Source organism: Salmonella sp. SAL00670, assembly GCF_046552235.1.
In the GTDB taxonomy this organism is placed as follows: Bacteria; Pseudomonadota; Gammaproteobacteria; order Enterobacterales; family Enterobacteriaceae; genus Salmonella; species Salmonella enterica.
In genome coordinates this window covers 289,564-304,541 of the sequence record NZ_JBGDUO010000005.1, presented here as the reverse complement: position 1 = coordinate 304,541, position 14,978 = coordinate 289,564, and the positions used below count along the sequence as shown (strand labels likewise).

General features: G+C 54.4%; 11 protein-coding genes and 1 pseudogene. 2 read left to right on the top strand and 10 right to left on the bottom strand.

The genetic code is table 11. From position 1 onward, the window contains the following. Positions 1–16: 16 nt before the first annotated feature. The 5 genes from glgA to asd form a co-directional block, all read right to left on the bottom strand. Positions 17–1,450 carry a glycogen synthase GlgA gene (gene glgA / locus ACLJRS_RS17705; RefSeq protein WP_001197669.1) on the bottom strand — a complete coding sequence of 478 codons (1,434 nt, stop codon included), beginning with the start codon at positions 1,448–1,450 and terminating at the stop codon, positions 17–19. Continuing rightward, positions 1,450–2,745, bottom strand: coding sequence for a glucose-1-phosphate adenylyltransferase (gene glgC / locus ACLJRS_RS17700; protein ID WP_000253995.1), 1,296 nt, complete (start codon positions 2,743–2,745; stop codon positions 1,450–1,452). The genes glgA and glgC overlap by 1 nt, the downstream gene beginning before the upstream one ends. Positions 2,746–2,759: 14 nt before the next feature. Then, positions 2,760–4,736, bottom strand: coding sequence for a glycogen debranching protein GlgX (glgX, locus tag ACLJRS_RS17695; protein WP_000192490.1), 1,977 nt, complete (start codon positions 4,734–4,736; stop codon positions 2,760–2,762). Beyond that, the gene (gene glgB, locus ACLJRS_RS17690) at positions 4,733–6,919 is read right to left on the bottom strand and encodes a 1,4-alpha-glucan branching enzyme (RefSeq protein WP_000098553.1); all 2,187 of its coding nucleotides are present in this window, start codon (positions 6,917–6,919) and stop codon (positions 4,733–4,735) included. Before glgB ends, glgX begins: the two co-directional genes overlap by 4 nt. 346 nt (positions 6,920–7,265) lie before the next feature. Further along, the gene (gene asd, locus ACLJRS_RS17685) at positions 7,266–8,372 is read right to left on the bottom strand and encodes an aspartate-semialdehyde dehydrogenase (RefSeq protein ID WP_000799940.1); all 1,107 of its coding nucleotides are present in this window, start codon (positions 8,370–8,372) and stop codon (positions 7,266–7,268) included. Positions 8,373–8,498: 126 nt separating this feature from the next. On the opposite strand from asd, the pseudogene ACLJRS_RS17680 reads away from it, so the two are divergent. Then, positions 8,499–8,878 (top strand): annotated as a pseudogene (locus tag ACLJRS_RS17680) (MarC family protein). Here ACLJRS_RS17680 and gntU read toward each other — a convergent pair. The 5 genes from gntU to ACLJRS_RS17655 all read right to left on the bottom strand — a co-directional run bounded on the left by gntU (position 8,795) and on the right by ACLJRS_RS17655 (position 13,785). Then, positions 8,795–10,135 carry a gluconate transporter gene (gene gntU / locus ACLJRS_RS17675; RefSeq protein ID WP_000105950.1) on the bottom strand — a complete coding sequence of 447 codons (1,341 nt, stop codon included), beginning with the start codon at positions 10,133–10,135 and terminating at the stop codon, positions 8,795–8,797. The pseudogene ACLJRS_RS17680 and the gene gntU overlap by 84 nt on opposite strands. Beyond that, on the bottom strand, positions 10,132–10,665 hold the full coding sequence (gene gntK, locus ACLJRS_RS17670; RefSeq protein WP_000108342.1) for a gluconokinase: 534 nt from the start codon (positions 10,663–10,665) through the stop codon (positions 10,132–10,134). Before gntK ends, gntU begins: the two co-directional genes overlap by 4 nt. A gap of 138 nt (positions 10,666–10,803) precedes the next feature. Beyond that, positions 10,804–11,799, bottom strand: a complete 996-nt coding sequence (gene gntR / locus ACLJRS_RS17665) for a gluconate operon transcriptional repressor GntR (RefSeq protein ID WP_000730239.1) — start codon at positions 11,797–11,799, stop codon at positions 10,804–10,806. 129 nt (positions 11,800–11,928) lie between these two features. Further along, positions 11,929–12,624, bottom strand: a complete 696-nt coding sequence (locus ACLJRS_RS17660; protein WP_000639789.1) for a pirin family protein — start codon at positions 12,622–12,624, stop codon at positions 11,929–11,931. Positions 12,625–12,747: 123 nt separating this feature from the next. After that, positions 12,748–13,785 (bottom strand): oxidoreductase, encoded by a 1,038-nt coding sequence (locus tag ACLJRS_RS17655; RefSeq protein WP_000172389.1) that lies wholly within the window; start codon positions 13,783–13,785, stop codon positions 12,748–12,750. 467 nt (positions 13,786–14,252) lie between these two features. Between ACLJRS_RS17655 and yhhY the strand changes: the two genes are divergently transcribed. Next, a complete protein-coding gene (gene yhhY, locus ACLJRS_RS17650) occupies positions 14,253–14,741 on the top strand; it encodes an N-acetyltransferase (protein WP_001290277.1) in 489 nt (162 codons plus the stop codon). Positions 14,742–14,978 lie beyond the last annotated feature (237 nt).

Genomic DNA, 14,978 nt, shown 5'->3' with positions numbered 1-14,978 from the left:
AATGATTCCTGGATGACTATTTCAAGCGATAGTACAGCTCGCGGTATGATTTCGCGGCAACTTGCCAGCTAAAATCCATCGCCATCGCCTGCCGTTGTACAAACCGCCAAAGCGAAGGCCGTGACCACAACACAAAAGCACGCCGAATCGCGCGTAGCAACGACCAGGCATTACTGTCTTCAAAGACAAAACCGCTGGCGATACCGTCCGCCAGATTTTCCAGCGAACTGTCGGAGACCGTATCGGCCAACCCCCCGGTACGCCGCACCAGAGGCAGCGTGCCATACTTTAAGCCATATAACTGCGTTAAGCCGCACGGTTCGAAACGACTGGGCACCAGAATAACGTCCGCGCCGCCCATAATGCGATGCGAGAAAGCTTCGTGATAGCCGATCTGTACGCCAACCTGCCCTGGGTGTTCCGCCGCCGCCGCGAGGAACCCTTCCTGAAGCACCGGATCGCCCGCGCCGAGTAGCGCCAACTGCCCGCCCTGCTCCAGCAGCCCCGGTAACGCCTCCAGCACCAGATCCAGACCTTTCTGGTTGGTCAGACGGCTTACCACGGCAAACAGCGGCACTTTGTCGTTAACCTTCAACCCCATCGCAATTTGTAGCTGACGTTTGTTTTCCGCCTTCTCTTCCAGGGTATCGCGCGTGTAGCGCGACGCCAGCAGCAGATCGGATTCCGGATTCCAGATCTTCTCATCCACGCCGTTCAGTATGCCGGACAAGCGCCCTTCCAGATGACGCTGGCGCAGCAGGCCTTCCATACCATAAGCAAACTGCGGTTCAGTAATTTCACGCGCATAGGTCGGGCTCACCGCCGTAATATGGTCGGCATAGTACAAACCGGCCTTCAAAAAGGAGAGTTGTCCGTTGAACTCCAGCCCATGCATATTAAAGAATGACCACGGCAGTTCGATGTCATCCATATGCTTTGCATAAAACATGCCTTGATAGGCCAGGTTGTGTACGGTAAAGACCGATTTCGCCGGCCGCCCGCGCGCCGCCAGATAGGCGGGCGCCAGCCCAGCGTGCCAGTCATGGGCGTGCACCACGTCGGGGCGCCAGAATGGATCAAGTCCGCAGGCCATTTCACAGCCGACCCACCCTAACAGGGCAAAGCGCAGCACGTTATCGGTATAGGCATATAAATTCGTATCGTGATAGGGACTGCCTGGACGCTCGTACAGATGCGGCGCGTCGATCAGATAAATGCCCACGCCGTTATAATGCCCGAACAGCAGCGATATCTTACCTGCGAAAGTATCGCGGCGGCTCACCACATGCGCGTCGGGTATCCCCCGACGGATATCGGGAAACCCTGGAAGCAGAACGCGAACATCAACACCATCCGCAATTTGTGCCGCAGGCAACGCGCCTATCACATCCGCCAGCCCCCCAGTCTTCAGCAGGGGGAACATCTCTGAACATACATGTAAAACCTGCATTATCGCTCCTGTTTGACCTGCAGTTTGCGCAGCATTTCACGCGTGACCAGTACAATACCTTCTTCTGAACGGTAGAAACGACGAGCGTCCTCTTCCGCATTTTCACCAATCACCATGCCTTCCGGGATAATACAGGCACGGTCAATAACACAGCGACGTAAACGGCAGGAGCGCCCTACCCAAACCTCAGGTAACAACACTGCCGAATCAATATTACAAAAAGAATTTATTCTCACCCGTGGGAAGAGCACAGATTGCACCACCACCGAACCGGAGATAATGCAGCCGCCGGAGACCAGCGAGTTCAGCGTCATACCGTGGCTACCTGAGCGGTCCTGCACGAATTTCGCAGGCGGTAGCGATTCCATATGCGTACGGATAGGCCAGTTCTGGTCATACATATCCAGCTCCGGCGTCACCGAGGCTAAATCCAGGTTCGCCTTCCAGTAAGCTTCCAGCGTACCTACATCGCGCCAGTACGGTTCGGCTTGCGGATCGGACTGCACGCAGGAGAGCGGGAAAGGATGCGCGTAAGCCATACCTTCGCGGGTGATTTTGGGGATAATGTCTTTACCGAAATCGTGGCTGGAAGCGTCATCTTTATCGTCTGCCGCCAGCAATTCATACAGGTAATCGGCGTCAAAAACGTAAATGCCCATACTGGCCAGCGATTTGCTGGCGTCACCAGGCATTGCGGGGGGATTCGCCGGTTTTTCGACAAAATCAATAATCTTGTCGCTTTCATCGACCGCCATCACGCCGAACGCCGTCGCTTCTTTGATCGGCACCGGCATACAGGCCACCGTGCAACGCGCGCCCTTTTCAACGTGATCGATCAACATACGCGAGTAGTCCTGCTTATAGATATGATCGCCTGCCAGGATGACGACATATTCCGCTTTATAGCGACGAATAATATCCAGGTTCTGGGTCACCGCGTCTGCCGTGCCGCGATACCAGTTTTCGCCCTTCATACGCTGTTGGGCTGGCAGCAGATCGACAAATTCGTTCATCTCTTCGCTAAACAGTGACCAGCCGCGCTGAATATGCTGCACCAGCGTATGGGACTGATACTGAGTGATCACGCCGATACGGCGAATCCCGGAGTTCAGACAATTAGATAAGGCGAAATCGATGATGCGGAACTTCCCACCAAAGTGGACGGCTGGTTTGGCGCGTTTGTTCGTTAAATCTTTTAGACGCGTGCCGCGGCCGCCGGCCAGGATTAGGGCAACAGATTTCAATGGCAGCTGGCGCGCCAACATTACACGATCGTTCTTCTCTAAACTCACCATGATTAACTCCTTTTTTATCCTCTCTGGAACACACACAGTCCATGCGCAGGTCCCTGCCAGACCGCCGTTATCACCGGATTATCCTCTCCAGCGAATGGGGGAACGGCGCGCCATTCCCCTTCGGGTAAAACTATATCTGTCACCTCAAGCGTGGCATTTATCGCAATCAGAAAACGGTCCGACAACAGAATTTGCATCAGCTTAGGCCCGTTTTGCCACTCATCCGCACTCAAGGGTTGCGCGTTTTTATTTAGCCAACGCACGTTGCCATCGCCTTCTTCCCACCAGCTATCGCCGGTTAAAGCCGGTATCTGCTGACGCAAACGAATCAGCGCGGCGGTAAACGTGGTTAACCCACGGTTTGCCTGCTGCCAGTCCAGCCAGGTTAAGGCATTATCCTGACAGTAGGCGTTATTGTTGCCGTGCTGGCTATGGCCGTGTTCATCGCCTGCCAGCAGCATCGGCGTTCCCTGAGAGAGCAGTAGCGTCGCCAGCAGGGCATGAATGCTGTCGCGCCGCCGCTCCATTAAATCAAGCGGACCGCCTAATCCTTCTTTACCATGATTGTCGCTGTAATTGCTGTTGGTGCCGTCGCGATTTTCCTCACCGTTCGCCTCATTGTGTTTCTGATTGAAACAGACGCAGTCCCGGAGCGTAAAACCGTCATGCGCCGTGAGCAGATTGACAGAGGCGCCGGGCGCGCGGCCATTGCGTTTAAACACATCGCTGGAAGCGGCGAAACGACAGGCAAACTCCCCGGTCGTCAGGTTACGCGGCAACCAGAATCGGCGGGCCGCATCGCGAAAATGGTCGTTCCACTCGGCAAACGGTGGCGGAAAATTCCCGACCTGATAGCCGCCCTCGCCAATATCCCACGGTTCAGCAATCAGCTTGACCGTTGATAACACAGGACACGCTTTAATCGCGGCGAACAGCGGCGCATCCTGGCGAAACGTCGGCGTGCGCCCCATGACGGACGCCAAATCAAAACGAAAACCATCGACATGACAGGTTTCCACCCAATAGCGCAAACACTCGCACGCGTATTCCACCACGCCGGGATGGCTTAAATTGAGCGTGTTGCCGCACCCCGTCCAGTTGTGATAATCGCCATCGTCCCTTATCCAATAATAGCTACGGTTATCAATTCCGCGCAGGGAGAAGGTTGGACCGTCCAGATCCAGTTCGGCGCTATGGTTTAATACGATGTCCAGAATGACCTCAATCCCCGCGCGATGCAGCGCTTTCACCGCATCGCGAAACTCGTCCAGCGCCGTCTCGGGCGAACTGGCCCAGGCGGGATGCAGCGCGAACATCGCCATCGGGTTATAACCCCAATAATTGGTCAGCCCCATACGTTGCAGGCGCGGCTCGCTGGCAAACTGCGCCACCGGCAACAGTTCCAGCGCCGTAATGCCAAGCTGCTTGAAGTACGCCACCATGACCGGATGACCGAGCGCTTTATAGGTGCCGCGTATCTCCTGGGGGAGTTCCGGATGCAGGTAGGTAAGCCCTTTGACATGCGCTTCATAGATGACCGTTTTTCCCCACGGCGTGCGCGGCGCGGCGTCATCTTCCCAGTCATAATGGTCGCTGATTACCACGCTTTTCGGCGCCACCGCCGCGTTATCGCGGTAGTCCGGTTCATCGTGTCCGCCGTGCAACAGCGGATGATCTTTTAGTTCGCCCTCGACCCGGCGCGCATAAGGATCAAGCAGTAACTTCGCCGGATTAAACCGATGCCCCTGCGCTGGCTGCCACGGGCCATGTACGCGATAGCCATAGCGCAAACCTGGCCTGGCGCCTGCCAGATAACCATGCCAGACATCGCCGCGACGTCCTGGCAGGTCATAGCGACGCTCATTCCCTCGGGAATCAAAAACGCACAGCTCTACGCGCTCCGCATGGGCGGAAAAGAGCGTGAAATTCACGCCATGACCGTCATACGTTGCGCCATGCGGCGTTGCTTCGCCGATCGCAAGCTGCGTCATTCCCCCTCCCGCATCAGCCAGATCGTCGCCAACGGCGGTAACGTCAGGCTAAGAGAGTGCTGACGGCCATGGCTTTCGATCTCATCGCTGTGCACCACGCCGCCATTGCCGGTGTTGCTACCGTGATAATGCATCGAATCAGTATTGAGAATTTCACGCCAGCGTCCCGGCTGGTTGATGCCAAAGCGGTAGTCGTGGCGAGGCACGGGCGTAAAGTTGCTGGCGACGATGATCTCGTTACCGGCTTTATCACGGCGTACAAAAATCAGTACCGAGCGTTCATTGTCATCGACCACCAGCCACTCAAAGCCGTAAGCATCAAAATCCAGCTCATGCAACGCTTTATGGTGGCGATAGGTGTGGTTGAGATCGCGCACCAGACGCTGAACCCCGTGGTGCCAGTTATCGCCCCCCTCCAGCAGGTGCCAGTCGAGGCTGGCGTCATGGTTCCACTCGCGTCCCTGGGCAAACTCATTCCCCATAAACAGCAGTTTCTTGCCGGGGAAGGCCCACATCCAGCCATAATAGGCGCGCAGGTTGGCGAATTTTTGCCACGCATCGCCCGGCATACGATCGAGAATGGATTTCTTGCCGTGAACCACCTCATCGTGCGACAGCGGCAGAACAAAGTTTTCGGTATGGTTGTACAACATACCAAAGGTCAGCTTGTCGTGATGATACTGGCGGTACACCGGGTCCAGCTTCATGTAGTCCAGCGTGTCGTGCATCCAGCCCAGATTCCACTTGTACCAGAACCCCAGCCCACCCGTTTCCGGTGGACGCGTCACGCCAGAGAAGTCTGTCGACTCTTCCGCCATGCTGACCGCGCCGGGCACCTGCTCGCCAATAATGCGGTTGGTATTACGCAGAAACTCAATGGCTTCCAGGTTTTCACGACCGCCGAACTCGTTCGGTATCCACTCGCCCTCTTTGCGGCTGTAGTCGCGGTAGATCATAGAGGCCACCGCATCGACACGCAGCGCATCAATCCCAAAACGCTCCATCCAGTACAGGGCGTTGCCCACCAGATAATTACTGACTTCACGACGACCATAGTTGTAGATCAGCGTATTCCAGTCCTGGTGATAGCCCTCGCGCGGGTCGCTGTGCTCATAGAGGTGGGTGCCGTCAAACTCCGCGAGGCTAAATTCATCGGACGGGAAATGGCCCGGCACCCAGTCGAGAATGACGTTAAGGCCCGCCGCATGGGCCGCATTGATGAAATAGCGGAAGTCGTCCCGCGTACCAAAGCGGCGGGTCGGCGCGTAGAGGCCGGTCGGCTGGTAGCCCCAACTGCCGTCAAACGGATGTTCGTTGACCGGCAAGAGTTCAAGGTGCGTAAAGCCCATCCATTTGGCGTAAGGCACAAGCTGATCCGCCAGCTCACGATAGCTCAGCCAGAAATTGTTATCCGTATGGCGGCGCCATGAACCTAAATGCACCTCATAAATCGAGATCGGCGCATCAAACTGATTGGCTTTTTGTCGTTCTTCGCTTGGCGTCACTTTCTCCGGCAGTCCGCAAATCATCGACGCCGTTTCCGGACGCATCTGCGCCTCAAAAGCATAGGGATCGGCTTTAATGCGCAGATTACCGTTCGCATCAAGCAGCTCGAATTTATACAGTTGTCCATTATGCGCGCCGGGGATAAACAGCTCCCAAATACCGCTCTCTTTGCGCAGACGCATCGGGTGGCGACGCCCATCCCAATAGTTGAATTGCCCGACAACCGAAACGCGACGAGCATTAGGCGCCCAAACGGAGAAACGGGTGCCGGTGACGCCATCCATCGTATCGGCGTGCGCGCCCAGCGTTTCATAAGGACGCAGGTGGGTGCCTTCCGACAATAGCCAGGCATCCATTTCCTGTATTAATGGACCAAAACGGTAAGGATCGTCGATGAGGTTCTGCTGTCCGTGCCAGGTCACGGCGAGCTGATAGCGAAAGAAATTTTTACGTCGGGGTAAAACGCCGCAGAAAAAACCGCGAGCGTCGAGACATTCCAGTTTGCCGACTTTACGTCCGGTTTTGGGTTCAATCACCCATACGTCGGTGGCGTCAGGTAATAGGGCGCGGACTTCTAGTCCGGCTTGGGTCTGGTGCATTCCGAGTACGGAAAAAGGGTCCGCAAAATGTCCTGCAATTAGCGCATTAATCACGTCTCTATCGATACGACTGGACATGGTTTGTCATCCTGTTTTGTGGCGTCACTCCATCTCACTGAATTCAACATCAGGTAGTGACACTTCTTTGACCTGAACGGCGCAGCACACTGTGCATCCTATCTGCGTCGTCCTACCTTCAGGTTAGGCTTAATACCCGTGGGATTAAGCTACCCTTAAAGAATAGCCAATGCTCTGCTTAACTCCTGATAAAAATGAAACATCTGCGTTTACTCCTGTATTACGCAAAAAAAGGGTGACGATGCACCCCTGGTTTAACACAAATTTCCCCGCCGGATGGCGGCGCTGACGCGCCTTATCCGGCCTACAGAACCACACGCAGGCCCGATAAGCGCTGCAATAGCTACTACGCCAACTGGCGCAGCATTCGACGCAGCGGCTCGGCGGCGCCCCATAACAACTGGTCGCCTACGGTAAACGCCGACAAGAACTCTGGCCCCATGTTCAGCTTACGCAGACGACCAACCGGCGTAGTCAACGTGCCGGTCACCGCCGCCGGGGTTAATTCGCGCATAGTGATATCACGATCGTTCGGCACCACTTTCGCCCACGGATTATGTGCCGCCAGCAGTTCTTCCACCGTCGGAATGGATACCTCTTTTTTCAGCTTGATGGTGAACGCCTGGCTGTGACAGCGCAGCGCGCCGACGCGCACGCACAAACCATCAACCGGAATCACAGAGGCAGTATTGAGAATCTTGTTGGTTTCCGCCTGGCCTTTCCACTCTTCGCGGCTCTGGCCGTTATCGAGCTGTTTGTCGATCCAGGGGATCAGGCTTCCCGCCAGCGGTACGCCAAAGTTATCAACCGGCAGCTCGCCGCTGCGGGTCAATGCCGTAACTTTGCGTTCAATATCAAGAATTGCGGAAGACGGCGTCGCCAGTTCATCGGCGACATGGCCATACAACTGACCCATCTGGGTTAACAGCTCGCGCATATGGCGCGCGCCGCCGCCGGAGGCGGCCTGATAGGTCGCGACGGATACCCAGTCAACGAGATTATGGGCAAAGAGACCGCCCAGCGACATCAACATCAGGCTAACGGTACAGTTACCGCCCACAAAGGTCTTCACGCCATTATTCAGGCCGTCGGTAATCACGTCCTGGTTGACCGGGTCGAGAATAATAATGGCATCATCTTTCATGCGCAGCGTAGAAGCCGCGTCAATCCAGTAACCCTGCCATCCGCTTTCGCGCAGCTTTGGATAAATTTCGTTGGTATAATCGCCGCCCTGGCAGGTCACGATGATATCGAGCGCTTTTAGCGCATCCAGATCAAAAGCGTCCTGTAGCGTGCCGGTGGAGGTGTCGCCGAAGGTGGGCGCCGCCTGTCCAAACTGGGAGGTAGAAAAGAAAACAGGGCGAATAGCGTCGAAATCGCGCTCCTCTACCATGCGTTGCATGAGAACAGAGCCGACCATTCCGCGCCAGCCGATAAAACCAACATTTTTCATAGCGTTTTTTTCCTGCAAAGAGATGTGCTGTGTATGCGCGCCAGTATCCTGTGGCGCATCCTTCACCATACAAAAAGCAGCCAAAGTCGCAAGTGAAATTAATCAATGATAGCGAAGCCATCAGTAATGCGACTTATCCTGCCTTACCGCGCAAGCAGAAAGTCCAGTGGCGATTATCAGGGAATTTGCGTTAGGAAGGGAATCATTTCCGTCGCTGTTTTATTGATCCTAATTATGGATCAGCGTAGAAATTTGCCTGCTTTTATGCGCGTACTGAAACATGGCGAGGCAAAATGTCGTTGGGCGATTGCCATGCACACCTCAATAAAAAACCGGGTAGCGATTACGCCTTACCCGGCTTACGGTGTCGATATGTGCCCGTTTCCAGGCCCGGTAAGCACCGCGCCACCGGGCAACAAGACTCAGCTCAGCAGTTGGAAAGCAATCATCCCGACAATCGCGCCGACCGTACCGAGGATAGTTTCCATCATCGTCCAGGTTTTTAACGTCTGCGCTTCGGTCGCGCCGGTAAATTTACCGAACAGCCAGAAGCCAGCGTCGTTAACATGAGAAACCACAATTGAACCGCCGGCGATACAGATAGAGAGCGCAGCCATCTGCGCGCCGGAGAAATTCAGTTGCTCTATGACCGGCATCACCAGACCGACCGCGGTTAAACACGCCACGGTCGCGGAACCCTGAATGATGCGCACTGCCGCCGCCAGCACAAAGCAGGTAATGGCAATCGGCAGTCCCATACCGGTTAACGCTTCGCCCAGCGCCGGGCCGACGCCGGAGTCAACCAGTACCTGTTTGAACACCCCGCCTGCGCCAATCACCAGCAGGATAATGCCCGCCGGTTGCAGCGCGTGGCCACAGATTTCCATCACTTTGTCTTTCGGCATCCCCTGACGCATCGCCAGGCCATAAATCGCTACCAGACAAGCGACCAGAATCGCAGTGAAGGGGTGACCGATAAACTCAAACCATTCGTAAGCGGTGGAACCTTCCGGCACAAAACGCGCGGCGATCGTTTTCAGCCCTACCAGCACCAACGGCAGCAGGATCAGCGACAGGCTGAAGCCGAAAGAAGGCATTTTACCTTCACCCAGATGCGGCTCGGTAATGTCGTCAGGAATACGCAGCTCAACGTAACGGCTGATAAAATTCCCCCACAGCGGCCCGGCGATAATCATGCCAGGAATAGCGGCGCACAGCCCAATCAGGATCATCCAGCCGAAATCAGCATGCATCTGGGAAGCCAGCAGCATCGGCGCAGGCCCAGGCAACAAAAACGCCGCGGCTGCCGCCACGCCCGCAAACAGCGGAATGACCAGCTTCACCAGGTTTGTGCCGGTATGACGCGCCATAGAGAATGCCACACTTATCAGCAGCACAATCGCCACTTCAAAGAACAGCGGAAGCGCACAAATCAGCCCGGCCAGGCCAATCGCATAGTGCGCGCGGTTATGGCCAAAGGATTTAAGCATCTTGACGGCTATCTGATCGACCGCGCCGGTTTCATGCAGAATCTTGCCGAACATCGCCCCCAGCGCGACCACAATCGCCAGGAATCCCAGCGTGCCGCCCATCCCTTTTTCCATGGTCGCGGCGATTTTATCAAGCGGCATCCCTGAAAAAAGCCCCGCGCCCATCGAGACGACCATTAACGCGACGAAGGCGTGCATACGCGCCTTCATCACCAAAAACAGCAGCAGTAAGACGGAACCGACGGCGGTTAAAACCAGTGTTAATGTACTCACAGCGTACTGCCTTTATTGATGACCTCAATGGTGCTCGCCACGACGCCTTCCAGCGGCTGGTCGATATCCACCACCAGAACATCGCGTTCGTCGGCACCCGGCTCTTGCAGCGTTTCAAACTGCGTCACCAGCATTTGGGTTTTGAAGAAATGACCTTTGCGCGCTTTCAGACGGCTTTCAATGACGTCGAAATCACCTTTCAGGTAGATAAAGGAGAGGTTCGGGTTTCCCTCGCGCAGCAGGTCGCGATAGTGTTTTTTCAGTGCGGAGCAGACGATCAGCGAGATTTTATTGGTACGCTGCATCGCGAAAGCGGCGTCGTTCAGCGCCTGTAACCACGGTTTGCGGTCATCATCATTCAACGGCTCGCCGGAAGCCATTTTTTCAATATTGCAGCGCGGATGCAGAAAATCGCCGTCCAGAAACGCGGCATGAAGCTGATGCGCCACGGCGCTTGCGACAGCGGATTTACCGCTGCCTGATACGCCCATCAGAACGTAAACGTGGTGATCATGATTAGTCGTGCTCAAAGCGGGCCCCCACTCTACAAGTTGCAAAATTTGTTACGGGTAACTGTTATCGGTAACATTGTCCAGCCGCACCATTCACGACGCAATGACCATTCGTGCCAAAAGTGAATAAGTGTGAGCTACTTCAAAGTTGTCAGACTAAATAGATCCGCCCGGTGACAAGGTGAAACCTAAATCTAACATTTTCGGCGTGACCGTTTCGCCGCGAATGCGGGCCAACAGACGTTCCGCGCCAATGCTGCCCATTCGCTCGCGCGGCGTCAGGACGCTTGCCAGACGCGGTTCCATCACCTGGCCGATGTCATGACCGTGGAACCCGGCGATCGCCATGTCGTCCGGGATTTTTAGCCCCAGGCGCTGGCATTCGAAGGCCGCCCCCACCGCCAGGTCATCGTTGGTGCAAAAAATACCGTCAAGCTGTGGGTATTCACGTCGCGCCTGGCGCATGAGTTCGATACCGGAAGAGTAGGATGAAGATTGCTCCATCATCACACTGTAAGGAACCAGGCCTGCGTCCCGCATCGCCTGTTCATAGCCCTTCTGCTTGATGATAGTACGTTCGTCGAGGCGCGCCCCCAGATAGGCGATATGACGATGACCACGCGCGATAATCGCGGCGGTCATCTGACGGGCGGCCTCGAAGTTATCAAAACCAACGGCAATATCGAGACACGGCGACTGGCTGTCCATCAGTTCCACCACCGGAATCCCGGCGACTTCGATCATTTTTAAGGTGCGCGGCGTATGGGTACGCTCAGTGAGGATAAGACCGTCGATATTCCAGGAGAGCATCGACTCCAGGCGCTCCTGCTCCATTTCGGGCTTATAGCCGTAGTGCGCCAGCATGGTTTGATAACCATGCGCGTCGGTGACGGCCTCAATGCCGCGTAACACTTCCGCAAAAACCTGGTTGGTGAGAGACGGTAACAGCACGCCGATAGCGCGACTGGTGGCGTTAGAAAGGATATCAGGAGCGCGATTGGGAATATAACCCAGCTCATCAAGTGCAGCGGCAATTTTGCCCCGCAGCGCCACGGAGACCTGCTCCGGGTTACGCAAAAAGCGGCTGACCGTCATTTTGGTCACGCCCACGCGGTCGGCTACATCCTGAAGTACGGGTCTTTTCTTTTTCATCGTCCTGAAAGGTATAAAAGGGATAGATTTGCCCAGTTTACCACGGACGTGCGGAATTAATGACAAACGATGAAAAGCCGGATGGCAACGCTTTCGCGTCTTATCCGGCCTACAAAAGGTTACAGCACGTTAAACTGGCGGCAAGTCAAACAGCAACACTTCACTGTCGCTATCGGCATGAATCGAGATTGCCTGCTCATCCCAAATCGCCAGGCCGTCGCTGGTCGTCGCTTTGGTACCGTTAATGGTCACGTTACCTTTTACCACCTGTATCCAGACGCGGCGCTCAGCGGCAATCTGATGCACCGACTGCTCATCTTTGAGCAGCGCCCAGCGGTACAGCTCCATATCCTGGTGGACCTTCAGCGAACCATCGCGAGCATCTGGCGAAAGCACCAGTTGCTTGCCCTGCGCGGCGTCGAAGCGACGCTGTTCGTAGCGCGGCGTGATGCCGGTTTCTTGCGGAATGATCCAGATCTGGTACAGCCGCAGACGATCCGTTTTGCTCGGGTTGTACTCGGAGTGGCGAACGCCGGTCCCGGCGCTCATAATCTGGAATTCACCTGCCGGAACCTGTTCTTTATTGCCCATACTGTCCTGGTGTTCTACGGCACCTTCCAGCACATAGGTCAAAATTTCCATGTCTTTATGCGGATGCGTGCCGAAACCCTGGCCTGCGTCGATCACATCGTCGTTAATCACACGTAGCGCCGAGAACCCCATAAAGTTCGGATCGTAATAATCGGCAAAAGAAAAGGTATGCCAGGAGTCAAGCCAGCCATGATTCGCATGACCGCGGTCGTTTGCTTTGCGTAAGTAGATCATTGTGTTCACCCCCAGATGTTTTCGATGGAATAAGTGTGGACTCATTCCGTCCGGGATCATAGAGGGTGAAAATTGACTCCTCTGTTCAAAAAATATGAATAAGCGCAGAGGAGTCTGTAAGGGCTATTTAGCCAAGGTTATCGTCGCAGGCGTTGCCTGTTCGAAGGCACGTTCGAGGATTTCCAGGTTGGTAAGAACTTCAGATTCCTTGACGTAATTAGGCGTACCGACGGTCAACGTCTGGTACAGCGCATCATAAACACGACCATAGTCACCCGTTTCCGGTTTCACCTCTTCTTTCACCGTAACGCCGTCGTCATTGACATACTCCAGCACACCGACGGATTCGTCAGCGGCGAAACCGGGTTCGCCAGGCATAATGTTCGCTTTCAGGCTGGTTTCTTGTTGATCGATACCGTATTTCACAAACGAACCTTTGGTGCCGTGAACAATAAACTTCGGATAGTCGATTTTCACCAGATGGCTGGTTTTAACGATAGCCTTCAAATCGCCATAAAACAGTTGCGCTTCAAAGGTGTCATCCGGATTCGCTTTATTACGCAGGCTACGAATGTCATACGCGACATGATCCGGGCGGCCAAATAGCGAAATAATTTGATCCATAGTGTGGACGCCAAGTCCATAGAATGCGCCGTCCTGCGGCAGGCCCGGTTTGGTTTCTGCTACCGGGCGGTAATAATCGAAATGGCTTTCAATTTCGACAATCTTGCCCAGTTTCCCGCTCTCTATCGCTTTTTTAGCAGTGAGAAAACAGGAATCAAAACGCCGATTCTGATATGGCGTGACGGTCAGTCCTTTGCTTCGCGCCAGGTCGAACAACACTTTTGCCTCCGCCAGCGTCGGCGTGAAAGGTTTCTCAACCAGCACATTTTTACCCGCTTCCAGCGCGCGTTTGGCGTATTCGAAATGGCTGTCAGCATGCGTACAGACGATCACCAGCTTTACCTGCGGATCGCCCAACACCTCATCCAGATCGTTGGTGAAGTGAATATGTGAATACTGTGGCGCCTGCTCTTCCGGTTTAGCGTGACGACGGAAAATATGCGCGACATGCCAGGTATCTTTACGATTCAGAACATAGGGGAGATGGTAACGGGTGGTACTTTTGCCGAATCCAATAAATGCGCAGTGTAAGGTCATGAGACGATCCTTTTGAAGATGATTGTTTACACCATAGCGCAAAGCGTGAGGAGACTGAATGTTGGATTCTTTGCCGGATGCGGCGTTGCCTTTTTGGGCCTACAAAAGCAGATGCCTCAAGATCGGGCGTAAGTGGCGCAGGCAGATTGTTCACGGCAAGCGCGCAGGGCCCGGAGCGTACTAAATGTACGTGAGGAGCACGAGCACTTCCCGGGGACAAAATGACAAGTAAGCCAGGCTGAAACAAAACCCAAAAAAAAAGCCAGCAAAAGCTGGCCAAAATAATACTGGAAGCAATGTGAGCAATGTCGTGCTTTCAGGTTCTCCGTAGGGGTTCCCCTGAATGCAAGGCAATAATAATCATTCTCATTCGCACTTGTCTACTTCTTTTTGCAAAAAAATGCAGTTGACGGAATTTTCTTTCTCAGCGAGTGTAAATACACAATTACCCCTGCAGGAGATAAGGAATGAGTGAAATAGTGATACGCCACGCTGAACCGAAAGATTACGACGCCATTCGTCAGATCCACGCCCAGCCGGAGGTGTACCACAACACGCTACAGGTTCCTCATCCTTCCCTCGAAATGTGGCAGGCGCGGCTAACCGAGCAAGCCGGGGTTAAACAACTGGTTGCCTGCATTGACGATATTGTCGTTGGCCATCTTTCTATTCAGGTCACCCAACGTCCCCGTCGCAGCCACGTGGCCGATTTTGGTATCTGCGTGGATGCCCGGTGGCACAATCGTGGCATTGCCAGCGCGCTGATCCACACCATGATCGACATGTGCGACAACTGGCTGCGCGTCGAGCGTATTGAGTTAACGGTGTTTGTTGATAACGAGCCCGCGGTGGCGGTGTATAAGAAGTACGGCTTTGAAATCGAAGGCACCGGTAAGAAATACGGCCTGCGCAACGGTGAGTACGTTGATGCGTACTTTATGGCGCGCGTGAAATAGCGCTTCCCCGCCCCACCCTGTGGGGCGAAACGTCACAAACCTTCACAACATCCCAGTTATTGCAACCTACTTCCCCTATATCAAAACAATAACCACCTGAATTTCATGGTTATTGCCGCTTTAAGCTTTATCACCGTTTTTTCCGTAATTTTAGCAATATTAATATTACATTTTTGTTTTTTTTTGGTTTCTGCCATCACTTTATGGTGACAATCACAACAATATACTCCTCCCGGG

Coding starts and splice junctions, on each gene's coding strand:
- ACLJRS_RS17655 (WP_000172389.1), bottom strand. CDS start 13,785: ATGACCTTACACTGCGCATTTATTGGATTCGGCAAAAGTACCACCCGT.
- glgB (WP_000098553.1), bottom strand. CDS start 6,919: ATGTCCAGTCGTATCGATAGAGACGTGATTAATGCGCTAATTGCAGGA.
- glgX (WP_000192490.1), bottom strand. CDS start 4,736: ATGACGCAGCTTGCGATCGGCGAAGCAACGCCGCATGGCGCAACGTAT.
- ACLJRS_RS17660 (WP_000639789.1), bottom strand. CDS start 12,624: ATGATCTACTTACGCAAAGCAAACGACCGCGGTCATGCGAATCATGGC.
- yhhY (WP_001290277.1), top strand. CDS start 14,253: ATGAGTGAAATAGTGATACGCCACGCTGAACCGAAAGATTACGACGCC.
- asd (WP_000799940.1), bottom strand. CDS start 8,372: ATGAAAAATGTTGGTTTTATCGGCTGGCGCGGAATGGTCGGCTCTGTT.
- glgC (WP_000253995.1), bottom strand. CDS start 2,745: ATGGTGAGTTTAGAGAAGAACGATCGTGTAATGTTGGCGCGCCAGCTG.
- glgA (WP_001197669.1), bottom strand. CDS start 1,450: ATGCAGGTTTTACATGTATGTTCAGAGATGTTCCCCCTGCTGAAGACT.
- gntR (WP_000730239.1), bottom strand. CDS start 11,799: ATGAAAAAGAAAAGACCCGTACTTCAGGATGTAGCCGACCGCGTGGGC.